General features: G+C 63.8%; 19 protein-coding genes, 6 tRNA genes and 1 pseudogene. 6 read left to right on the plus strand and 20 right to left on the minus strand.

Annotated elements, in window-relative coordinates; all coding sequences use genetic code 11:
- Positions 1-79: 79 nt before the first annotated feature.
- The 6 genes from ACMGG8_RS25750 to ACMGG8_RS25775 all read right to left on the minus strand — a co-directional run bounded on the left by ACMGG8_RS25750 (position 80) and on the right by ACMGG8_RS25775 (position 753).
- Positions 80-155: transfer RNA gene (locus ACMGG8_RS25750), tRNA-Gly, on the minus strand.
- A gap of 3 nt (positions 156-158) precedes the next feature.
- Positions 159-234: transfer RNA gene (locus ACMGG8_RS25755), tRNA-Glu, on the minus strand.
- A 105-nt stretch (positions 235-339) separates the two neighbouring features.
- Positions 340-415, minus strand: a tRNA-Gly gene (locus ACMGG8_RS25760).
- Between the two features lie 3 nt (positions 416-418).
- Positions 419-494: transfer RNA gene (locus ACMGG8_RS25765), tRNA-Glu, on the minus strand.
- Between the two features lie 105 nt (positions 495-599).
- Positions 600-675, minus strand: a tRNA-Gly gene (locus tag ACMGG8_RS25770).
- A gap of 2 nt (positions 676-677) precedes the next feature.
- Positions 678-753: transfer RNA gene (locus tag ACMGG8_RS25775), tRNA-Glu, on the minus strand.
- Positions 754-1120: 367 nt separating this feature from the next.
- Between ACMGG8_RS25775 and ACMGG8_RS25780 the strand changes: the two genes are divergently transcribed.
- Positions 1121-1891 carry a hypothetical protein gene (locus tag ACMGG8_RS25780; RefSeq protein WP_016968251.1) on the plus strand — a complete coding sequence of 257 codons (771 nt, stop codon included), beginning with the start codon at positions 1121-1123 and terminating at the stop codon, positions 1889-1891.
- Positions 1892-1959: 68 nt separating this feature from the next.
- Here ACMGG8_RS25780 and ACMGG8_RS25785 read toward each other — a convergent pair whose 3' ends face one another.
- From ACMGG8_RS25785 to ACMGG8_RS25795, 3 genes and pseudogenes are all read right to left on the minus strand, one after another.
- Positions 1960-2841 (minus strand): methyl-accepting chemotaxis protein, encoded by an 882-nt coding sequence (locus tag ACMGG8_RS25785; protein WP_414159982.1) that lies wholly within the window; start codon positions 2839-2841, stop codon positions 1960-1962.
- Positions 2821-3972, minus strand: a pseudogene (locus tag ACMGG8_RS25790) (HAMP domain-containing protein); the annotation flags it as partial. The pseudogene ACMGG8_RS25790 and the gene ACMGG8_RS25785, both read right to left, overlap by 21 nt.
- Positions 3973-4127: 155 nt before the next feature.
- The gene (locus ACMGG8_RS25795; protein ID WP_060838214.1) at positions 4128-4889 is read right to left on the minus strand and encodes an SDR family oxidoreductase; all 762 of its coding nucleotides are present in this window, start codon (positions 4887-4889) and stop codon (positions 4128-4130) included.
- Between the two features lie 236 nt (positions 4890-5125).
- Between ACMGG8_RS25795 and ACMGG8_RS25800 the strand changes: the two genes are divergently transcribed.
- A complete protein-coding gene (locus ACMGG8_RS25800; RefSeq protein ID WP_060838213.1) occupies positions 5126-6130 on the plus strand; it encodes an NADP-dependent oxidoreductase in 1005 nt (334 codons plus the stop codon).
- 41 nt (positions 6131-6171) lie between these two features.
- Here the strand turns inward: ACMGG8_RS25800 and pyrF are convergent, their stop codons facing one another.
- Positions 6172-6873 carry an orotidine-5'-phosphate decarboxylase gene (gene pyrF, locus ACMGG8_RS25805; protein WP_060838212.1) on the minus strand — a complete coding sequence of 234 codons (702 nt, stop codon included), beginning with the start codon at positions 6871-6873 and terminating at the stop codon, positions 6172-6174.
- Positions 6874-7189: 316 nt separating this feature from the next.
- Between pyrF and ACMGG8_RS25810 the strand changes: the two genes are divergently transcribed.
- From ACMGG8_RS25810 to xopAW, 3 genes are all read left to right on the plus strand, one after another.
- The gene (locus tag ACMGG8_RS25810) at positions 7190-7954 is read left to right on the plus strand and encodes a response regulator (protein ID WP_414158685.1); all 765 of its coding nucleotides are present in this window, start codon (positions 7190-7192) and stop codon (positions 7952-7954) included.
- Entirely contained in the window at positions 7954-9003 is a 1050-nt protein-coding gene (locus ACMGG8_RS25815; RefSeq protein ID WP_235758718.1) for a sensor histidine kinase, read from the plus strand. Before ACMGG8_RS25810 ends, ACMGG8_RS25815 begins: the two co-directional genes overlap by 1 nt.
- A 111-nt stretch (positions 9004-9114) precedes the next feature.
- A complete protein-coding gene (xopAW, locus tag ACMGG8_RS25820) occupies positions 9115-9960 on the plus strand; it encodes a XopAW family type III secretion system calcium-binding effector (RefSeq protein WP_060838210.1) in 846 nt (281 codons plus the stop codon).
- 40 nt (positions 9961-10000) lie between these two features.
- Here xopAW and ACMGG8_RS25825 read toward each other — a convergent pair whose 3' ends face one another.
- From ACMGG8_RS25825 to ACMGG8_RS25870, 10 genes are all read right to left on the minus strand, one after another.
- A complete protein-coding gene (locus ACMGG8_RS25825; RefSeq protein ID WP_060838209.1) occupies positions 10001-11053 on the minus strand; it encodes an AI-2E family transporter in 1053 nt (350 codons plus the stop codon).
- Positions 11054-11122: 69 nt separating this feature from the next.
- Positions 11123-11926, minus strand: a complete 804-nt coding sequence (locus tag ACMGG8_RS25830) for a DUF4892 domain-containing protein (RefSeq protein WP_414158686.1) — start codon at positions 11924-11926, stop codon at positions 11123-11125.
- Between the two features lie 8 nt (positions 11927-11934).
- Positions 11935-12594, minus strand: a complete 660-nt coding sequence (locus ACMGG8_RS25835; protein WP_060842843.1) for a glutathione S-transferase family protein — start codon at positions 12592-12594, stop codon at positions 11935-11937.
- Between the two features lie 50 nt (positions 12595-12644).
- A complete protein-coding gene (locus ACMGG8_RS25840; protein WP_414158687.1) occupies positions 12645-13499 on the minus strand; it encodes an alpha/beta fold hydrolase in 855 nt (284 codons plus the stop codon).
- Positions 13496-14296, minus strand: a complete 801-nt coding sequence (locus tag ACMGG8_RS25845; protein WP_060842842.1) for an alpha/beta fold hydrolase — start codon at positions 14294-14296, stop codon at positions 13496-13498. The genes ACMGG8_RS25840 and ACMGG8_RS25845 overlap by 4 nt, the downstream gene beginning before the upstream one ends.
- Positions 14297-14410: 114 nt before the next feature.
- Positions 14411-14854, minus strand: a complete 444-nt coding sequence (locus ACMGG8_RS25850; RefSeq protein WP_060838204.1) for a hotdog fold thioesterase — start codon at positions 14852-14854, stop codon at positions 14411-14413.
- A gap of 31 nt (positions 14855-14885) precedes the next feature.
- A complete protein-coding gene (locus ACMGG8_RS25855) occupies positions 14886-16553 on the minus strand; it encodes an AMP-binding protein (RefSeq protein ID WP_414158688.1) in 1668 nt (555 codons plus the stop codon).
- Between the two features lie 172 nt (positions 16554-16725).
- On the minus strand, positions 16726-17175 hold the full coding sequence (gene sixA, locus ACMGG8_RS25860) for a phosphohistidine phosphatase SixA (protein WP_060842840.1): 450 nt from the start codon (positions 17173-17175) through the stop codon (positions 16726-16728).
- Positions 17172-17519: a DUF4389 domain-containing protein gene (locus ACMGG8_RS25865; protein WP_060838201.1), complete on the minus strand. Its 348-nt coding sequence runs from the start codon at positions 17517-17519 to the stop codon at positions 17172-17174. Before ACMGG8_RS25865 ends, sixA begins: the two co-directional genes overlap by 4 nt.
- Before the next feature lie 18 nt (positions 17520-17537).
- A complete protein-coding gene (locus ACMGG8_RS25870) occupies positions 17538-18563 on the minus strand; it encodes an NAD(P)H-dependent glycerol-3-phosphate dehydrogenase (RefSeq protein ID WP_016965784.1) in 1026 nt (341 codons plus the stop codon).
- 195 nt (positions 18564-18758) lie between these two features.
- Here ACMGG8_RS25870 and ACMGG8_RS25875 point away from each other — a divergent pair, with 195 nt between their 5' ends.
- A complete protein-coding gene (locus ACMGG8_RS25875; protein ID WP_414158689.1) occupies positions 18759-20879 on the plus strand; it encodes a TonB-dependent receptor plug domain-containing protein in 2121 nt (706 codons plus the stop codon).
- Positions 20880-20890 lie beyond the last annotated feature (11 nt).

The following is a 20890-nucleotide window of genomic DNA, read 5'->3' on the forward strand; positions in this document are numbered from 1 at the left end:
TTTTTTGTCCAGGGCAGGACGAAGGGCTGAATCGCGGACAAACAAAAACGCCGCTCGATGAGCGGCGTTTTTGTGAATTTGGAGCGGGAAACGAGACTCGAACTCGCGACCCCGACCTTGGCAAGGTCGTGCTCTACCAACTGAGCTATTCCCGCAAATGGCGTCCCCTAGGGGACTCGAACCCCTGTTACCGCCGTGAAAGGGCGGTGTCCTAGGCCACTAGACGAAGGGGACACGCTACCCGGAACACATGGTGTGTGTTTCGGTGTCCAGACCCTGGTCCTAAGACTCCGGTTCTGGTTTCACTCGGCCCCACCCGAAAGCAGTGCCGTTTAAAATTGGAGCGGGAAACGAGACTCGAACTCGCGACCCCGACCTTGGCAAGGTCGTGCTCTACCAACTGAGCTATTCCCGCAAATGGCGTCCCCTAGGGGACTCGAACCCCTGTTACCGCCGTGAAAGGGCGGTGTCCTAGGCCACTAGACGAAGGGGACACGCTACCCGGAACACATGGTGTGTGTTTCGGTGTCCAGACCCTGGTCCTAAGACTTCGGTTCTGGTTTCACTCGACCCCGCCCGAAAGCAGTGTCGTTTAAAATTGGAGCGGGAAACGAGACTCGAACTCGCGACCCCGACCTTGGCAAGGTCGTGCTCTACCAACTGAGCTATTCCCGCATTGGCGTCCCCTAGGGGACTCGAACCCCTGTTACCGCCGTGAAAGGGCGGTGTCCTAGGCCACTAGACGAAGGGGACACGCTACAACATTCACTGCCTTCAACGTTTCGCGCTTTGCTTTCCGTTGAAAGTGGCGCGCATTCTATGGATGCTTTGGGAGGCCGTCAACCCCCAGATATAATTTTATTTAAATCAATGACTTCGGGGCAGTTTCAGACCCGCTGCGGGGTTTTCTGTGGTCCAGGCTTTGACGCCTATATTCTGTCACTCGACAAGGCGTTATAGTCCTCCGCAGCCGGTAATGGCAATTTGAACCCGAGGTGCTGCCCGGACCATTGCCATCTATATAAGCAGTACCCGCCATGCCCGGCTCGTCGAGCGGCGCTATGCGCCTAAATGCCAAGCCACTACACTCGCACGCGAATCCTATAACGAGGTTTTAACGGTGACACCACTCATGATCACCCTGCTGGTAATAGCCGGGATCGCACTATTGATCGCCATTGGCTACATGAACCATGTGGTGGAAAACAACAAACTGGAAAAGGCCCGCACCAAGGTCGAACTCAATGACCGCCTGCGCCGCTGCGGCGAGATCACCGAAACCTTCCCCGGCCAGTTCATGACCCCGGCCCTCAAACTGCTGCTGACCCGCCTGGAGCTGAACGTGGTGCAGCGCATGCTCAGTCTCGACAAGACCGACAACGCGCTCAAGGCACGCCAGGCCGAGCTCAATACCCTGATTGGCCAGGGCGAATCGATTCCAGTGAACAACCCGCCGGCCCCCATCCAGACCGAAGCCAAGGCCAAGGATGTGCGCTTCCTGCTGGAGGCGATGCACGGCCAGGTCACCCGTGCCGCCCACGACGGTTTCCTGCAACCCAATGAAGCCAAGCGCTGGATCAAGGAAATCCGCCACATCCTGGTGCTGCTGCACATCGAGTTCTTCAACAACCTGGGGCAGTACGCCCTGCAACAGAACCAGCCGGGCCAGGCCCGCCTGGCCTTCGAACGCGGTGTGCAATACCTGCGCAAGCAACCGGATCCGGCGGTCTACAAGGAACAGCTGGAGTACCTGGACAAGCTCCTGGTTCGCGCCAACTCCATGGTGCTGTCGACCCTGGAGCCGGCGGAAGATGAGGTCAACGAGCTGACCCAGGGCCTGAAGACCGTGGAAGCCGACGCCGACTGGAAAAAGAAAGCCATCTACGACTGAAATAAAAAACCCTTGTCCGGCGCACCCGCGCCGGACAAGGGTTCGATAGCGCTACGCCCTCCCCGCCGCTACAAGCGGAAATGCCCCACCATCCCTTTCAATTCCACCCCCAACTGCGCCAGCTCGATGCTCGACGCGGCATTGCCCTGCATGGCCAGTGACGACTGATCGGCACTGGCACGAATGCTGGTCACGCTGCGGTTGATCTCCTCCGCCACCGAACTCTGCTGCTCGGCGGCGGCGGCGATCTGCTGGTTCATCTGCTGGATCAACGACACCGCCGCGGCAATGCTGCCCAGGGCGCTTTCCGTCTGCAGGGCATCACTGACTGCCAGCTTCACCAGCTCGCCACTGCTCTGGATCTGCTGCACCGAAGAATCGGCGGCGGCATGCAACGCCGTCACCAGGCGCGCGATCTCCTCGGTGGATTGCTGGGTCCGCTTGGCCAGGGCCCGCACTTCGTCGGCCACCACGGCAAAGCCCCTGCCCTGCTCCCCCGCCCTGGCAGCCTCGATGGCGGCATTGAGGGCCAGCAGATTGGTCTGCTCGGCCACGCTCTTGATCACATCCAGCACACTGCCAATGTTGTCGATCTCGGCGCTCAGGCTTTCGATGCCGCTGCTGGCCCGGGTCGCGGAGTCCGCCAACTGCTCGATCCGCTGCATGCTCTGGCGCACCACCTGTTGCCCGCTCTCGACCTTGTCATCCGCAGCCTGGGCCGCCTGGGCGGCTTCCTCGGCGTTACGCGCCACATCGTGCACCGTGGCGGTCATCTGATTCATGGCGGTGGCCACTTGCTCGGTTTCCTCTTTCTGGCTGCTGACTTCCAGGTTGGTCTGCTCGGTCACCGAGGACAGCGACTGGGCCGAACTGGCCAGTTGCTCGATCCCGGCCTGCAGGCCGCTGACGATACCGCTCAGGCCGCTGCCCATCTGCTGCATCGCCTGCATCAACTGGCCGATCTCGTCCCGCCGGGTCACCGCCACGCTGGCCGTCAGGTCCCCGGCAGCGATCTGCTGAGCCACATGCATCACGCTGCGCAGCGGCCGCACGATCAGGCGCGTGATGCTCAGGGCCGCCAACAGCCCCACCAGCAGGGCCAGGGCCGAGGAGCCGATGATCAGCAAGGAGTTCTTGTCCAGCTCGCCCTGCATCGCCAGGTCCTGGGCGACATAGGCCTGGTCGACCCGCGTCATCACCTGGGCCGCGCGTTCATGCAGCGTCTGATAGACCTGTTTTTCCTGAGTCAGCAGACCGGTGTATTCGTTGAGTTTTTCACTGAAGTTGCCGATGTGCCCCGACACCTCGTTGAGCACCGTCTGGTAGCCCGCATCCTTGACCGCTGTCTTCAGCTGTTCGGCCTGAGCCAGCGCCTGCTCGGCCTGTTCGATCTTGCCCTGCTCGGCACTGGCCTGCTCATCGCCCTTGCGGTTCTGGTCCAGGCGCAACCGCGCTTCGTTCATGGCCTGCAGCATCAGGCGTGAAACCTGGCTGATCTGGTTGGCCTGCTCGATGAACTCCGCGCCCTCCTTGCCCTGGGAATCCTTGAGGGTGTAGGCGCCGTCATCCGCCAGCCCGGCCTGCAGTACGTCAAGGTTGTTGGCCACGCTGGACACCGACCAACTGGCCATTTCCAGAGCCAGGTCCTTGGCCTGGGTCAGCTCGACGAATTCGTCGAAGGCCTTGCGATAGTCCGCCAGCGCCAACTCGACATCGGCCATCGCCGTCTGGTTGGCCGCCGACTGCCCCTTGAGCTGCTGGGCCAGCCGCAACAGCCCCTCCAGGCTCTCGTGCAGGCTGTCCACGGTCTGGCTGTCGCCATGCAGGGCGTAGTCCTGCTCCAGCAGCCGCACCTTGAGCACGCCACTGTTGAGCTGGGACATCTGCTTGAGGCCATCGAAGCGCTGGCTGATGGTCTGCAGCGACCAGACGCCAATGCCGGCCACCAGGGCCGTCAAGAGCAATACCAGGGCAAAACCGATACCCAGTTTCTTTGCCATGCCCAGGTTGGCAAAACGTCCACTCGCGGCCGAAGTCATGGTGCGCAGTCCCCTTCCAATCCCCAATGGCCATAGGGCCATCCGTCTGTGCGAAGGGTCGCAACGGCGTGCACCGACGCACAAGTCTTCACAGCCGGAATAATGGCAAATAGCTACGCGGAGGTCGTTTTCAGGACACTGGAGGTCGATTCCATCCAGCCCCCGCGGCGACAGGCGCCGGGGGGCCGGCCGAGGGCTCAGATCGCGGTGGCACCACCATCCACTGCCAGCGCATGACCGGTGGTGAAGGCCGCGCCATCGCTGCACAGGTAAAGCACGGCGCTGGCGATTTCCTCGACCTTGCCGATACGCCCCACCGGGTGCATCGCCGCGGCGAACTCGGCCTTCTTCGGATCCGCTTCATAGGCCCGACGGAACATGTCGGTGTCGATGACCGCCGGGCAGACCGCGTTGACCCGGATCTTTTTCTTGGCGTACTCGATGGCCGCCGATTTGGTCAGGCCGATCACCGCATGCTTGGACGCCGCATAGATGCTCATTTTCGGCGCCGCGCCCAGGCCCGCCACCGAGGCGGTATTGACGATGGCCCCGCCGCCCTGGGCCAGCAGCAACGGCAGCTGGTACTTCATGCACAGCCAGACGCCCTTGACGTTGACCCCCATGATGGCGTCGAACTCGTCCAGGCTGCCCTCTGCCAGGCGGCCCTTCTCGATCTCGATCCCGGCGTTGTTGAAGGCATAGTCCAGACGGCCATAAGCCTCGAGAGTACGGGCCATCAGCTGCTGTACATCCGCTTCCTGGGTGACGTTGCAGGGCACGAACACCGCCTCGCCTCCCGCCGCGCGGATCAGCGCCACGGTGCCTTCGCCCCCGGCCACGTCCAGATCCGCCACCACCACCTGCAAGCCTTCAGCGGCAAACGCCAGGGCCGTCGCCCGGCCGATTCCATTGGCCGCGCCGGTCACCAGGGCCACCTGGCCGGAAAACGTCATGCTCATTGCAAAGATCCTCGTTCAGATACGGGTCAGCTGTGGGGCCCATCTAGCCATAGCCGTCCCGGTCGGCGTCAGCATTATCAGAAGGCCGGTTGAGGTCTTATGCATCCCGGTGATGAAAATGCCGGGGCGTTCATCACCACACTGGATCGACCCCCATTCGCTGAATCGGCAAACCTTGCGACAACCCACCTGAGGGTCTATCAACTAGGGCTTCATCCACCCCTTGAGTGCCTGCCATGACCAGCCTGACCAATCGCCAGTTCCTGCTCGCCAAACGCCCCGTCGGCCCGGCTACCCGCGACACCTTCACCTACCAGCAGGTAGCCGTGGGCGAGCCCGCCGCCGGGCAGATCCTGGTGAAGAATGAATACCTGTCCCTGGACCCGGCCATGCGCGGCTGGATGAACGAGGGCAAGTCCTATATTGCGCCGGTGGCCATCGGCGAAGTCATGCGTGCCCTGGGCGTGGGCCAGGTGATTGCCTCCAACAACCCCGGATTCGCCGTCGGCGACTACGTCAATGGCGCCCTCGGGGTGCAGGACTACTTCCTCGGCGAGCCCCGTGGCTTCTACAAGGTCGACCCCAAGCTGGCCCCTCTGCCACGCTACCTGTCGGCCCTGGGCATGACCGGCATGACCGCCTACTTCGCCCTGCTGGACGTCGGCGCGCCCAAGGCCGGCGACACCGTGGTGCTGTCCGGCGCCGCTGGCGCGGTGGGCAGCATTGCCGGGCAAATCGCCAAGATCAAAGGCTGTCGCGTGGTGGGCATTGCCGGCGGCCAGGACAAATGCAAGTTCCTCATCGACGAACTGGGCTTTGACGGCGCCATCGACTACAAGAGCGAAGACGTCAACGCCGGGCTCAAGCGCGAATGCCCGAAAGGCGTCGATGTGTATTTCGACAACGTCGGCGGCGACATCCTCGATGCCGTGCTCAGCCGCCTGAACGTCAAGGCGCGGGTGGTGATCTGTGGCGCCATCAGCCAGTACAACAACAAGGAAGCGGTCAAGGGACCGGCCAACTACCTGTCGCTGCTGGTCAACCGGGCGCGCATGGAAGGTTTCGTGGTCATGGACTACGCCGCGCAGTTCGCCGCGGCCGGGCAGGAAATGGCCGGTTGGATGGCCAAGGGGCAGCTCAAGAGCAAGGAGGATATTGTCGAAGGCCTGGAGACTTTCCCGGAGACGCTGGGCAAGCTGTTCAGCGGCGAGAACTTCGGCAAGCTGGTGCTGAAAGTCTGAACCTGCGGGAGCCGGCTGGCCGGCTCCTGCAGACCCGGGTGTTACAGGGCCAGTTCGGCGACCACGTCAGCCAGGGCCTTGGCCGGGTCGGCCGCCTGGCTGATGGGACGACCGATCACCAGGTAATCGGAACCGGCATCCAGGGCCTGGCGCGGAGTGAGGATCCGCCGCTGGTCATCCTGGGCACTGCCCGCCGGACGAATACCCGGCGTCACCAGTTGCAGGGTCGGATGGGCGCTCTTCAGGGCCTGGGCTTCCAGGGCCGAGCACACCAGGCCGTCCATCCCGGCTTTCTGCGCCAGCGCGGCCAGGCGCAGCACCTGCTCCTGGGGCTCGATGTCCAGGCCGATGCCGGCCAGGTCTTCACGCTCCATGCTGGTGAGCACGGTGACGCCGATCAGCAGCGGCTTGGGACCACTGCGCTGGTCCAGCACATCGCGGCAGGCCGCCATCATGCGCAGGCCGCCGGAGCAGTGCACATTGACCATCCACACGCCCATTTCCGCGGCGGCCTTGACCGCCATGGCGGTGGTGTTGGGAATGTCGTGGAACTTCAGGTCCAGGAACACTTCGAAACCCTTGTCGCGCAGGGTCCCGACAATCTCGGCGGCGCAGCTGGTGAACAGCTCCTTGCCGACTTTGACCCGGCACAGTTTCGGGTCCAGTTGATCGGCCAGTTTCAGTGCGGCGTCACGGGTGGGAAAATCCAGGGCGACGATGATAGGAGTCTGGCAGGCGGACATGAAGGGGCTCTCAGGCAAGTCGAAATCGGCGCGGATTGTAGCGCAAGCCGGGACGATCCGGGACCCGATCAGAGGTAAATCCTCCTCAACGGTGCCAGGGATCTTCGATCCGCCGGCAAATCCGCGGGCCGCCCCGGCATTTGTATCAACGCAGATACACTGACGACACGCCAGCAACAATACCCGGCGCTACCCTCGCCAGCCGCAACACCCTCGAACAGCACTTCCTGCCCCCGGGCCGGACGCCTATGCTGAAGCCATAACCTCGCCGTCGCCTCCTGATGGCCGGCAGCCTACCTGGCAGATGAACGCACCCATGCATAACACTCCAGCCCCTCTGAACGACGACTCCAAAGCCGTGGCCAATGCCGACGACAAGCGCTGGAACACTCGGGCCCTGATCGTCGATGACGACGTGCCGATCCGCGAACTGCTGATCGACTATCTGGCGCGCTTCAACATCCACGCCAGCGGTGTCACCGACGGTGCAGCAATGCGCCAGGCCTTGCAGGCCGAGCACTTCGACGTGGTGGTGCTCGACCTGATGCTGCCCGGTGAAGACGGCCTGTCCCTGTGCCGCTGGTTGCGTAGCGAATCGGACATTCCGATCCTCATGCTCACCGCCCGCTGCGAGCCCACCGACCGCATCATCGGCCTCGAACTGGGGGCCGACGACTACATGGCCAAGCCCTTCGAACCGCGGGAGCTGGTGGCGCGGATCCAGACCATCCTGCGCCGGGTCCGCGACGATCGCAGCGAACAGCGGGCCAATATCCGCTTCGACAACTGGCGCCTGAACAGCGTCCTGCGCCAGCTGATCTCCGCCGACGGGCTGGTGGTGCCGCTGTCCAACGCCGAGTTCCGCCTGCTCTGGGTATTCATTGAACGCCCGCGCCGAGTGCTGAGTCGCGAACAACTGCTGGACGCGGCCCGGGGCCGCTCCATCGAGGCCTTCGATCGCAGCATCGACCTGCTGGTGTCGCGCCTGCGGCAGAAGCTCGGGGACGACCCGAAATCGCCGCAACTGATCAAGACCGTGCGTGGCGAAGGCTACCTGTTCGACGCACGAGACATCGGCTGATGCGCGGGCGCTTCGATACGCTGTTCGGCCGGCTGTTTGGCCTCCTGCTGATCGCGATCGTGCTCGCCCACCTTCTGGCGTTTTTCTGGTTCCACCATTACGGACATCCGCCGCCCCCTCCACCACCACCGCCGCCGGTGGCCCTCGGCAATAGCCCTCCTGGGCCGCCGCCGTACTTCCCGCAACGTCCGCCACGCCCCTGGTTCGGCGGACCGCTGGTGCCTCTGACCTTCCAACTGATCTCCCTGGTCATTGCCGCCTGGTACGGCGCCAAGCTGCTCTCGCGGCCGATCCAGCGCCTGAGCGACGCCGCCGAACGCCTGAGCGAAAACCTCGACAGCCCGCCCCTGGAAGAGGTCGGCCCGCGGGAAGCAAGACAGGCCGCCAGCGCCTTCAACCAGATGCAGAAACGCATACGGGAACAGGTCCAACAACGCGGGCGCATGCTCGGCGCCGTGTCCCATGATCTGCGCACACCGCTGTCACGCCTGAAACTGCGCCTGGAACAGATCGAGGACAGCAAGCTGCAGGGGCAGATGCGCCAGGACCTGGACGACATGATCAAGATGCTCGACGCCACCCTCAGCTACCTGCATGAACAGCGCACCAGCGAGGCCGAGCAATGGATGGACGTGCAGGCGCTGGTGGAGTCGCTGTGCGAGAACGCCCAGGACCAGGGCGCCGATGCCCAGGCCCAGGGCCATTGCGCCCCGCTGCTGGTCCAGCCCATGGCCCTGCAGTCGTGCATCAACAACCTGCTGGACAACGCCCTGCGCTACGCCGGCCATGCCACCCTGGCCCTGGAAGACCATCGGGATCAGTTGCTGATCCGGGTCATCGACCATGGTCCCGGCATCGCCGCCGACAAGCGCGAGGCCGTGTTCGAACCCTTCTTCCGCCTCGAAGGCTCACGCAACCGCAACTCCGGCGGCGTCGGCCTGGGCATGACCATCGCCCGCGAAGCGGCAGAGCGCATGGGCGGCCAGTTGCTGCTGGAAGAGACTCCCGGCGGCGGCCTGACCGCGGTGCTGCGCCTGCCCCGCCCCTGAGTCCCTTGTGTAGCCACGGGTACAAAGCGCCCATACCCAGGACAACTCCAGCCTTGAGGCTGCATGAGCCGGTGCCTCCACCGGATCCATTCATCCCAAGGAGCGAGTCCAATGATAGGTAGCGTCAGCAGCAACTATTCGAGCTATTACAGCTCCAGCAGCAGTGCCTCCAGCACCAGCCGCGGCCAACAATTGCAGAAGGACCTGTTCGCCAGGCTCGATAGCAACGGCGACGGCGAGGTGAACCAGGACGAGCTGAACAACGCTCTGTCGAACAAGGGCGACAAGGGTGTCCTGGTCAGCCTGAGCAAGAACTTCAGCGAACTGGACAGCGATGGCAACGCCAGCCTGAGCAGCGATGAAATGGCCGCCATGGCGCCACCGGCGCATCACGGACAGGCGCCCGGCACCGAACTGGCGGACGCCCTGCTCAGCGCTCTGGACAGTGACGGCGACGGCGTCATCAACAGTGACGAACTGAGCAGCGGCTTGAGCAGTGCCGGTAGCAGCGCCGACAGCAAGCAGCTCTTCTCGGCCCTGGACAAGAATCAGGATGGCAACGTCAGTGCAGACGAACTGGCCGCCAGCCTGACGCCGCCTCCACCGCCCCCGCAACAGCTCTCCGGCGAGCAACTGTTCGGCCAGCTCGACAGCGACGGCAACGGCAGCATCAGTGCCGACGAACTGAGTAGTGCCCTGCAGTCCGGCGACAAGAACTCGGCCAGCAACGACAGCAGTTCGGCATTGCTGAAAATACTCGACAGCGACAGCAGCGGCGGCATCAGCAGCGATGAGCTCAAGGCCGCGCTGCAGGCCGGGCGCAACCAGGACAGCGAGACTCAGAACCCGCAGGCCAACCTGACCGAAGCCCTGGGCAAGATGATCGCCAACCTCAGCAAGCAGTATCAGCTGAACCCTGCCAGCAGCGTCGGCAACAGCGTCAACGTCGCCGCCTGATGGGTGCTTGCCGCTCCCCTGTCGAGCGGCAAGCCGCGGCTCAGCGCGGCTCCTGGGTCCGGGCCTGACTGGCGCTCCAGTCCAGCAGCAGGCTGTAGGCCACCGCCAGCAGGGTCGGACCGATAAACAGACCGATAAAGCCGAAGGCGATCAGGCCGCCGAACACCCCGAGCAGCACAATCACCAGGGGCAGGTTGCCACCGCGACTGATCAGGTAGGGTTTGAGCACGTTGTCGACGCCGCTGATGATGAAAGTGCCCCAGATCCCCAGAAACACCGCCATGCCGTATTCGCCCTTCCAGGCCAGCCAGGCCGTGGCCGGAATCCACACCAGGGGCGGCCCCATGGGAATCAGGCTGAGCAGGAAGGTGACGATCCCCAGCACCAGCGCCCCTGGCACCCCGGCAATGAGAAAGCCGATCAGCGCCAGCAGGCCCTGGGCCGCAGCGGTGCCGATCACCCCGTTGACCACCCGTTGCACGGTGCCAGCGACCAGATCGATGTAGTAGCCGGCCCGATCGCCGATCAACCGTTCCAGCAGCTTGTGTACGAACAACGCCAGGCGCGGACCGTCACGGTAGAAGAAAAACACGAAGACGATGCTCAGGGTCAGTTCGAGAATACCGCCGCCGATCTGTGCACTGCGGGCCAGCAGCCAGTTGCCCACCTGCCCCAGATACGGCTTGACGGCCAGCATCAGCGCCGCGCCCTGTTGATCGATGCTGTTCCACAGCCCGACCAGACGCTCCCCCACCAATGGCAGGCTGCCCAGCCAGGCGGGAGCCTCGGGCAGGCCGTCCACCTGCACATCCTTGATAAAGGCCGTGGCATCGCGCACGTGATCCGCCAGGTTGAGCCCGAGCCAGACCAGCGGCGCCGCCACCAAAACCATCCAGCCCAGGGTCAACAGGGCCGCCGCCAGAGACTCGCGGCCATTGAGCCAGCGGGTCAGCAAACGCATCAGCGGCCAGCTGGCAAAGGCCAGCACCGCGCCCCAGAACAGCGCCGACCAGAAAGGCGCCATCACCCAGAAGCTGGCACCGAACAACACCAGGAGCAGAATCTGCACCAGCAGGCGATCGTTATTGGGCATGAAATGTCTCGCACAAGGGTAAACGGAGAAGAGTAGGCGAACCCGCGAGTGCAGGCCGCCTGAAACAGCTTAACGCAGCAGTTCGAAGTGCAGCCCGGCCGCTTGGGTGTCGCCGGTTTCCATGCGCGTCGCCAGCACGCCCTGGCCAATCAGGGCCTGGCGCCAGGCCTCGGCCTGCTGGCCGGACAGGCTGACCCGCAGCGTGGTGTCCAGGTTCAGCCCGCGGGAAAGCAGGTTGAGCCAGACGGGCTGGGGATCGGTCAGCTTGGGCAGGTCCAGCTTGCCCGTGTCCTTCAGTTGCCGCAGCAGGGTCGCCGAAGTGGGCAGCAAGTCGCCCAGGGCAGCGCTGGCGTCGAACTGCTCCACGTGCAGGTAGGCCCGGCGGTTACCCCGGGTAATGCTGTACAGGGCCACCAGGGAGTTGTCCTGGGGCGCCGCCAGGCGCAACAGCAAATAGGCTTGCTGCTCGTCGGCGCCAAACAGCTTGGCGTTGCCGAACACCTCATTGGCCCACAGGCTGCTCTCGCCACAATCCCGGGCCTGGCACCAGAACAGCAGCTCTGCCCCCTGTTTCTGCAGGGCTTCGCGAGCCAGGGTGAAGGCTTCGTTGGAAGTGCGTTCGGCGGGCAATTGGTAGGTGATGGCCGTGAGTTTGCCCCAGGCATTGACCTGACCGTCAAAGCGCAATTGGCCGCTGATTCTGCGGATCGAGCCCAACGGGTAGACACGCTCCTGCTCCACTTGCGGACGGTAGTCGACGATTTGTGCATCGGTCAGACGGGGCACCAGGGGCAGGTCATGGCTGCCGGGCAGATCGGCGGCAAGGGCCAGGGTGCTAAGGAAGGACAAGCCCAGAACACTGAGTGAACGCATGGAAACTCTCATCGGATAAGCATGGCCTGGGCGCCCTTGACGACGCTGGCGTCGTCACTGCGTTGCGGAACCTGCAAGCCACGCTGGACCGCAGGCCGGGCCTCCAGGGCCGCCATCCAGCGTTGCAGGGCCGGCAAGCCCTGTACCGAAACACCGGACCACTCATGACCGCGCACCCAGGGGAAGGTGGCGATGTCGGCAATGCTGTAGTCCCCGGCCAGGTACTCGACCTGTTGCAGGCGGGTGTCGAGGACTTCATACAGGCGCCGGGTTTCATGCTGATAGCGATCGATGGCGCCCTGGAGCTTTTCCGGAAAATAGCGGAAGAACACGTTGGCCTGGCCCTGCATGGGCCCGATGCCGCCCATCTGGAACATCAGCCACTGCATGACGATCGAGCGGCCCTTGGCATCGCTGGGCAGCAGTTGCCCGCTGCGCTCGGCCAGATACACCAGGATCGCGCCGGATTCGAATACGGGAAAATCGCCATTGTCTCGGTCGACGATGGCCGGAATACGCCCATTGGGATTGATCTTCAGAAACGCCGGCGCCTTTTGCTCGCGCTTGTCGAAACTCAGAGCATGCACCGTGTAGGGCAATCCGAGCTCTTCAAGCAGGATGGAAACCTTGTGGCCATTGGGGGTCGCAGCGGTGTACAGATCTATCATGGTTGTCTCCCATTTCAACCCGCCCAGCCTCGACAGTTGACCCCGTCAAGTCAAGGAACGGCGAAAAACTGATTGAAACAGTCTGCGACAGAGGTTGCGCCGGCCTCATCGTTGAGGTGCAGATGATGGCCGCCCGGCAGCTGTTCCCGGCTAAAGGGTAGACGCTGCAGCAGGGACTCGTGCCGAACCAGCATGCCGTCGGCAGCCACCACCAACTGCGTCGGGCAACTGACCCGCTCGACGAAGGACATGGCCTGCTCCTCGGTCAGGCGCAGCGGCGATGCCAGGGTCAGGCGGCTGTCGCTGCGCCAGGTATAGCCACCGGGCACCGGCATCAGACCACGCAGGGCCAGCAGCTCGGCAGCCTCGCGACTGACCGCCACCAGCCCCTTCATCCGCGCTTCGATGGCTCGCTCCAGCGTGCTGTAGACCGGCTTGCGCTTGTCCTGCAGGTCCAGTTGCGCCTGCAAGGCCATGCCCAGCCGCTCGGCGGCACCTGCAGCGCTGGCGGTCGGAGGAATCACGCCGTCGATCAGGGCCAGATGGCTGACCCGCTCCGGCAGCGCCGCCGCCAGCACCAGCGACACGATCGCTCCCAATGAATGTCCCATCAGGGCAAAGCGCTTCCAGCCCAGCTGTTCAGCCACTTGCAGCACGTCGTGGACGTAATCCCACAGGGCATAACCCGCGCCCGGCGGACGGTGCCCGGAATGCCCGTGACCGGCCATGTCCAGGGCCACGATGCGCAGGCCTTTGAGCTTGGGCGCCAGCCGGGCGAAGCTGTTGGCGTTGTCCAGCCAACCATGCAGGGCGATCACCGGCAAGCCGTCCTCGGGCCCGAACAGATGGGCCGCCAGCTCGATGTGGGGCAGGTTCAGGCGAACTTCCTCGACGACCTGGCTCATGCACAGCTCCGGCGCTGTTCCCAGCGGGTGAAGAGTTCCTTGAGCAGGGTGGCGGTGGCTTCGGGCCGCTCAAGAGGAAACATGTGGCCGCCGGGCATGGTCAGGGACTCGCCCAGGGGCATGCGCCCCACGGCACTGGTGTGATGCCGCATCACCACCCTGCTCTGCTGGCCCCGCACCACGGCCAGGGGCACCTTGAGCTGGCGAGCGCTGCCGGGGCTGGTGTGCGGTACGCCGCGATAGATGCTGATCTCGGTCGCCGGATCGAAACGCAGGCGCAAGCGGTCGCCCACCTGCTGCAGGCCATGCTGCAAGTACGCGTCCAGGCAATCGGGGTCGAAGGCTCGGAACAGCGTCTTGCGGGCAAAGTAGCTGCGCGCCGATTCGACATCGGTAAACTCCTCGCGGCGCCCCAGGGTTCGCCCGGCGGGAGTCAGGCGGTCGATGAAACCAAAGCGCTTGGCGGCGCGGATCACCCACTGGTCGGCCCGGGTCAGCACTGGCGAATCGAGCATCACCACCCCCCGATACAGCTCCGGGCAGCGCAGGGCCGCGTGCAGGTGCAGCACGCCCCCCAACGAGTGCCCCACGCCCCACACCGGCTGCGCCTGCTGTTGCAGGTGGTGGATCAGCTCATCCACCAGACTCTGCCAGTTGTCGTCCACCGGAAAGCGCGGGTCGTGGGCATGCTGCTGCAAATGAGCCACCTCGAACTCCGGCGCCAGGGCAGCAAACAGCTTGCCGTACGTGCCCGAGGGAAACCCATTGGCGTGAGCGAAAAACACCTGTTGCGACATACCGACCTATCCATCCACCAAACCAACACCGATTGTCCGCAGGCCCTTGCACCAGGGCAATGACCGTAACGGACAGGAATACTGACACCCAGGCTCAGCCTATGGCGCGCTCACTCATTGCGCCGGCGGCGTTTGCCCCAGAGGCACCACCGCCATGGTCAGGCGCGAAATACAGCTGGCCTTGCCTTCATCGCTGCTCAGGCGGATATCCCAGACATGGGTGGTGCGCCCGATATGAATGGCCCGGGCCACCGCCGTCACCCGTCCGCTGCGCAAGCCACGCAGGTGATTGGCGTTGATCTCCAGGCCCACGCAATAGAACTTGCTGGCATCGATACACAGGTAGCTGGCCATGGAGCCGACGGTTTCCGCCAGCACCACCGAAGCCCCGCCATGCAGCAACCCGTAGGGCTGGTGGGTGCGATGGTCGATGACCATGCTTGCGCTCAGCGATTCCTCATCAAACGACTCGAAGCGAATATCCAGCACTTCGCCGATGGTGTTCTTCTGTGCCGCGTTCAGTTGCTCGATGTTCGGAGTGGTACGCCATAGGCTCATCGCTGCTTCCCTTCTGGGTGGTTATTGTCGATCAATCCTGCCACAGCACGGCTTCGCTGCGCTCGCTCCAGCGTTGAAAACTGCCGCCATAGGTGGCCTCGATCACATTGCGCTTGATCTTCAGGGTCGGGGTCAGAAAGCCGTTCTCCACGGCCCAGTTGTCCTTGACCACCACCAGCCGATGCAGCCGTTCATGCTTGTCCAGGCCGCCATTGACCTGGGCCAGCAGGTTTTCCAGGCTGCTGTGCAACCCTTCCCGGGCGCTCCCTGCCGCGGCCTGCAAGCCCGCCGCCGAAAGCACGCACAACCCCAGAGGAGCGCTCAGACCGTCCCCCACCACGCACACCTGCTCGATATGGGCATGCACGGCCAGGCGATTCTCGATGGGTGCTGGGGCCACGTACTTGCCCTTGCTGGTCTTGAAAATTTCCTTGAGCCGGCCGGTCAGGCGCAGATTGCCGGCTGCGTCCTGTTCGCCCTTGTCGCCGGTGCGCAGAAAACCGTCTTCGGTGATGGTCTCGGCGGTCTTCTGCGGGTCCTTGTAATAGCCCTGCATGGTGGCCCCGCTGCGCACCTGGACCTCGCCCGCGTCATCAATACGCACTTCAACCCCGGGACAGGGCCGACCGATCCAGCCCGGCACCTGCTCCCCGGAACGGCCGATATGGGAATAACCGCAACTCTCGGTCATGCCATAGACCTCCAGTACGTCCAGGCCCAACCGCCGATACCAGTGCAACAGTGCCTGGGGCACCGGCGCCGCCCCGGACAAGGCCACCCGCAAGGCGTCCAGCCCAAGCCCGGCCAGCACCTTGTGACCGACGCGCTTGCCGATCAACGGCAGGCTCAAGAGAACGTCCAGGCGCCTGGCCGACACCTTGCTGTAGACCCCCATCTGGAACTTGGTCCAGATTCGCGGCACGCCGAACAGGGCCGTGGGCCGGGCCCGCCGCAGGTCCGCCAGGAAGGTATCGAGGCTCTCGGCGAAGAACACGGTCTGCCCGGTATAGATCGCCGCCATCTCGACAAACATGCGCTCGGCCACATGACACAGCGGCAGATAGGACAGCAGTCGATCCCCCGGGCCCAGGCCGAAGAGTTGTGTCCCGTGAGTGGCGGCAAAACCCAGATTGCCGAAGCTGTGCATCACCCCCTTGGGCAGGCCCGTGGTACCGGAGGTGTAGATGATGGTGGCCAGTTGCTCGGCCGGTGGACTCGGGCTGTCAGTCAACGGCTGACAGCCTTGCAGATCGTCCCAGGTGCAGTCGAAAGTGCCTTCAGGGGCCAGCGGCAGGCGCACGGTGGGCAGACCGGGCCTGATCCCCGGGGCCATGCCCGGCCAGTCATCGAGCTTGCCGATGAACACCAGGGCCGACTCTGAATGCTCCAGTACCTGGGCCACCGAATCGGCGGTGAGGTTGGGATACAGCGGCACCGACACATGCCCGGCCATCCAGATCGCCAGGTCGCTGATGATCCAGTGCGCGGAATTCTTGCCGATGATTGCGATGTGACTGCCGGGGGGCAACTGGCGCTCCCGCAGCCATTGGGCGGCGCGACGGGCCTGCTGGCCGACCTCGAACCAGCTCAGTTCCTGCACCTGCCCCCCGGCGCTGGGCTGAACCAGAAAACATTGCTGGGGATGACGAGCCTCGCGCTCGTAGAACACTTGCAGCGGCAAACGAAAAGCAGCAGCCATGACTCGCTCCTTTGTTTTTATTCTGTTCGCGACACCAACCAAGCACTTGCTTGGTCGACTATTCCACGCACAAAGGAGGGCTGCAAGTTAAGAAATGTAGCGCCGCACAACCGGGTGTCGGTCACCCCGACGGACCGGCGGCGGCCAGGAACTGCCTGGCCGCCGTGGCGCTCTAGGGGTGCTTGACGCTATTGAGGGTCATCAGCCCCGCCAGCGGCCAGTCGCCTTCCAGCTCCGCCAGGCTGGCGGTATTCATGGGCTGGGGATCGCGCAGATGACCGTGCTGCAACAGGCCGATCAGGTTGCCGACCAAGGGTTGGTGGCTGACCAGCAGCAGGTTGTCCGCACTGTCCAGATGCTCCAGCACCTGCAATGGGTTGGCCTCCGGGGTCAACCAGGGCACGGTGTGGATCTCGCCCTCGAAGCCCAGGGCCTGACGCACCAGTTGCGCCGTTTGCTGGGCCCGCACATAGGGGCTGGCGATGATCGCACTGATGGGCTGGCCAATCAGCTGCGCGGCGCTGCCCAGCACTTCCTGGCGGCCGTGGGCCGTAAGGTTGCGCAGGTCATCGCTGGCCGCATGGGATTCGGCCTGGCCGTGACGCAGTACCCACAACTTCACAGCTTGGGCTCCTCGTCACGCACCGGGTGGGGCGCCGGCGGCACACTGTGGGGGGCCTCCCCTTCAGGGGCCCGCGGGGTCGGCCAATCGGCGAACGGCCAGGGTTTCTGCTCGGTGTGGAAGCTGCCGAACCGGCCAATCTGCGCCAGGAACTGGCTCAGGCTGTCGCCAAAGTTCATCAGCCCGGCATTCGGCGCGCCGTAGATCAGGCGATAGATCAGTTGCACCAGGACCAGGGCGCCCAGAAGAAACTGCGCCACCTGCCACACCATCACGAACACCAGCATCCACAGCACGCGCAGGAGGATGGATTCGTATTTGGCTTCGGAATTCGTATCGTTCATGTCTGGCTCCTGTGCTACTCAGTTGAATCCGCTGGTGGAGATAAAGTCGACGTCGGTTTTCGGCTCGCCACGCATCAGCAGCTCGATCACCTGATTCAGCGTCCGCCCTTCGAACAGAATCGCATGCAGGCCGGCGACCAGCGGCATGTAGACGCCCAGTTCCTGGGCCTTGGCCTTGAGCACCTTGAGGGTGTTGACGCCCTCCGCCACTTCGCCCAGGCGGGTCACCGCGTCCTCCAGACTCAGGCCCTGCCCCAGGGCAAAGCCCACCTGGTAGTTGCGGCTCTTGGGCGAGGAACAGGTGACGATCAGGTCGCCGACTCCGGCCAGGCCGAGGAAGGTCATGGGATTGGCGCCCTGGCTGACGGCAAAACGGGTCATCTCCGCCAAGGCACGGGTGATCAGCATGCTCTTGGTGTTTTCCCCCATGCCCAGTGCCACCGCCATGCCGGCGATGATCGCGTAGACGTTCTTCAACGCCCCGCCCAGCTCGACGCCAAAGCGGTCGGCACTGGCGTAGACGCGGAAGGTCCGCCCGTGCAATGCCGCCTGGACCCGCTGGCACAGCTCTTCATCTTCACTGGCGACCACGGTGGCGGTCAGAGCATGCTCGGCCACTTCCCGGGCCAGGTTGGGACCCGACAACACGCCAATGCGCGCCGCCGGGGCTATGTCCTCGAGGATCTCGCTCATCAGCTTGAAGGTCTGGGCCTCGATGCCCTTGGTCAGGCTGACCAGCAGCTTGCCGCTCAGCAACTGCGCGTGGGGCGCCAGTACCGAGCGCAGGGCGCTGGAAGGCAAGGCGACGAAGCACAGGTCACAGTCATTCAGGGTGGCCAGCAGGTCGGTGACCGGCTCCACCGCCGGATGAATCTTGATGCCCTTGAGATAGCGCGGATTCTCGCGATTGACCCGAATGGCCTCGGCCTGCTCGGGATCACGCATCCATTGCCGCACCGGGTGACCGTTTTCGGCCAGCAGATTGGCCACGGCGGTACCAAAACTTCCGCCTCCCAGGACCGCAATAGGGCGCTGTTGTGTCATATGCAATCCGTTTATCCATAGCAGTGGCGATGGCGGCATTATACGGGGCGCTTTTCCCACCACCAGCCCCACCGGCCATTCAGGCAACCTGTCGGGAACACGCGTTGTCATTCGGGGAATGTCGGGCTTATCGACTGGAAAACTCGACTATCTCGGTTAACATGCGCGCCATCTTTCAAGATTCAAGGCTGTGCCGTGTCCGTTGGTCCCTCACCTCTTCGTCTGTCGCTGCTGCTGGGCATGCTCTTCGGCCACCCGGTGCTGGCCGACGATCTGTTTCTCGACGGCAGCGCACTGCCCGAGGTATTGACCGCCACACGCCTGAAACAATCCCCCGCCGCCGTGCCGGGCAGCATGACCGTGCTCGACAACGAACTGATCAGGGCCAGCGGCGCCCGGGACGTCAGCGAGCTGCTGCGCCTGGTGCCCGGGATGATGGTCGGGGCCATCAGCGGCAACCAGGCCACGGTCAACTACCACGGCACCAACACCAGCGAAGCGCGGCGCATGCAGGTGCTGATCGACGGGCGCTCGGTGTATCGCGCGGGCCTGGCCACGGTGGACTGGAGCGACATTCCGGTGGCCATGGAAGACATCGAACGCATCGAGGTGTTTCGCGGCCCCAACACCGTCAGCTACGGCGCCAATGCGCTGATGGCGGTGGTCAACATCATTACCCGCGCACCGGCCAACAGCCACGGCACCCGGTTCAAGGTGACCCGGGGCCAGCGCGGCATCAGCGACTGGTACGCCAGCCAGGGTACGGGCTGGGAAACCGGCGACCTGCGCTTGTCGTTGTCCGGACAGGAAGATGACGGCTTCGACCACAATCGCCTGGGCGCCGACTACCGCGACAGCAAGCGCTTGAACCGCTTCAGCCTGTCGGTGAGCCAGATGCTCGACGAGCAGCAGAGCATCGATTGGCAATTGAATGCCAAGGAAGGCACCAACCAGCGGCCTTATACCTATAAACCGGTGTTCAAGGACTATGCCGAGAAGGGCTACAACTCTGACATTGTCGCCAAGGACTACGCAGGCTCTCTACGCTGGAACCTGGAGCTCAATCCACAGCACAGCCTTTATATACAGGGCTCGGCCCAACACTGGGACCGCCAGCAGACATGGAGAGCCTGTGATGCCGCGGTTTCCTTCAGCCCTGAACTGACGCGTCTTTGGCAACTCAATCCCTATTACGCCGAACGTCTGGCGAGGAATATGCCAAGTACCTTGAGTGGCGCCCCCTCAGGAACTGCAACGGAACGGGCATTGGCAAGCCAAATCATCGATCAATGGAATGACGGAGGCCAAAACCCCGTCTGCGGCAACATCGACCAGAGCACCCGCGAAACCCGTTACGACCTTGAACTGCAGGACACCCTGAGCCTCAGCGATAACCTGCGACTGGTCAGCGGCATGAACTATCGTTACGACCGGGCCGACTCCGAAACCTATTTCAACGGCACCCTCGACGACACCACCTGGCGCCTGTTCGGCCAGCTGGAGTGGCGAGCCAGCGAACACTGGCTGATCCAGGGCGGGGCTATGTACGAAGACACCCAGCTGACCGGCAACTCGCTGACGCCACGGATCGCCGTCAACTACCTGATCAACCCGCGCCACGGGCTGCGGGCGGTGTATTCGGAAGCCATCCGCTCCCCGGACATGTTCGAGAACAACGTCAACTGGAGCTACCGGGTCACCGGCCTGAGCAACCCGGTCTACGGCCAGAGCAGCGCCCAGTACTTCGTCAAGACCCGGGGCCCGGGCAACCTCGATCAGGAACACATGCGCTCCCGCGAGCTGGGCTACAACGGCTACTTCGTCGACCAGGCCCTGAACCTCGACATCAAGCTGTTCTACGACGAAATCAGCGGCATGATCAGCGAGCCGCTGCGCAACAACCAATACATCGCCAGCAACAGCAATTCCTCACGCTTTTCCGGCACCGAAAGCCAGCTGGACTGGCAATTGAGCCACGCCGACCGCCTGCGCCTGACCTACGCCTATGTCCACGCCCAAGCCAGCAACCCCCTGGACCAGCGCCTGACCGCCAGCAACAGCGGCTCCGCCGGCTGGCTGCGCAATTGGGGCCGGGGCTGGTCCAGCGCGTTGTTCTATTACGCTGACAGCGCCCTCAACGGCTACCGCTTCGAACGCGTCGACACGCGCATCGCCAAGCGCCTGGCCCTGGGCAAGGCCAACCTGGAACTGGCGGGCACACTGCAACAACGACTCGACCACCAGCCCAGCACCTTCGCCGACAACCGCTACGACTCGCGGCACCTGGTCTATTTCAGCGCCGAGCTGGAGTTCTAGCGTGGCCCGGC

Source organism: Pseudomonas sp. BNK-45, from assembly GCF_047456255.1.
GTDB lineage: Bacteria > Pseudomonadota > Gammaproteobacteria > Pseudomonadales > Pseudomonadaceae > Aquipseudomonas.

What these genes read in the sequence shown, in the direction of transcription:
- ACMGG8_RS25825 (WP_060838209.1), bottom strand. Translation starts at nt 11,053, where the DNA reads ATGCCCAATAACGATCGCCTGCTGGTGCAGATTCTGCTCCTGGTGTTG.
- ACMGG8_RS25810 (WP_414158685.1), top strand. Translation starts at nt 7,190, where the DNA reads ATGCATAACACTCCAGCCCCTCTGAACGACGACTCCAAAGCCGTGGCC.
- ACMGG8_RS25815 (WP_235758718.1), top strand. Translation starts at nt 7,954, where the DNA reads ATGCGCGGGCGCTTCGATACGCTGTTCGGCCGGCTGTTTGGCCTCCTG.
- ACMGG8_RS25850 (WP_060838204.1), bottom strand. Translation starts at nt 14,854, where the DNA reads ATGAGCCTATGGCGTACCACTCCGAACATCGAGCAACTGAACGCGGCA.
- ACMGG8_RS25830 (WP_414158686.1), bottom strand. Translation starts at nt 11,926, where the DNA reads ATGCGTTCACTCAGTGTTCTGGGCTTGTCCTTCCTTAGCACCCTGGCC.
- ACMGG8_RS25845 (WP_060842842.1), bottom strand. Translation starts at nt 14,296, where the DNA reads ATGTCGCAACAGGTGTTTTTCGCTCACGCCAATGGGTTTCCCTCGGGC.
- ACMGG8_RS25855 (WP_414158688.1), bottom strand. Translation starts at nt 16,553, where the DNA reads ATGGCTGCTGCTTTTCGTTTGCCGCTGCAAGTGTTCTACGAGCGCGAG.
- xopAW (WP_060838210.1), top strand. Translation starts at nt 9,115, where the DNA reads ATGATAGGTAGCGTCAGCAGCAACTATTCGAGCTATTACAGCTCCAGC.
- ACMGG8_RS25840 (WP_414158687.1), bottom strand. Translation starts at nt 13,499, where the DNA reads ATGAGCCAGGTCGTCGAGGAAGTTCGCCTGAACCTGCCCCACATCGAG.
- ACMGG8_RS25800 (WP_060838213.1), top strand. Translation starts at nt 5,126, where the DNA reads ATGACCAGCCTGACCAATCGCCAGTTCCTGCTCGCCAAACGCCCCGTC.
- pyrF (WP_060838212.1), bottom strand. Translation starts at nt 6,873, where the DNA reads ATGTCCGCCTGCCAGACTCCTATCATCGTCGCCCTGGATTTTCCCACC.
- ACMGG8_RS25795 (WP_060838214.1), bottom strand. Translation starts at nt 4,889, where the DNA reads ATGAGCATGACGTTTTCCGGCCAGGTGGCCCTGGTGACCGGCGCGGCC.
- ACMGG8_RS25835 (WP_060842843.1), bottom strand. Translation starts at nt 12,594, where the DNA reads ATGATAGATCTGTACACCGCTGCGACCCCCAATGGCCACAAGGTTTCC.
- ACMGG8_RS25865 (WP_060838201.1), bottom strand. Translation starts at nt 17,519, where the DNA reads ATGAACGATACGAATTCCGAAGCCAAATACGAATCCATCCTCCTGCGC.
- ACMGG8_RS25785 (WP_414159982.1), bottom strand. Translation starts at nt 2,841, where the DNA reads ATGCAGGCGATGCAGCAGATGGGCAGCGGCCTGAGCGGTATCGTCAGC.
- ACMGG8_RS25870 (WP_016965784.1), bottom strand. Translation starts at nt 18,563, where the DNA reads ATGACACAACAGCGCCCTATTGCGGTCCTGGGAGGCGGAAGTTTTGGT.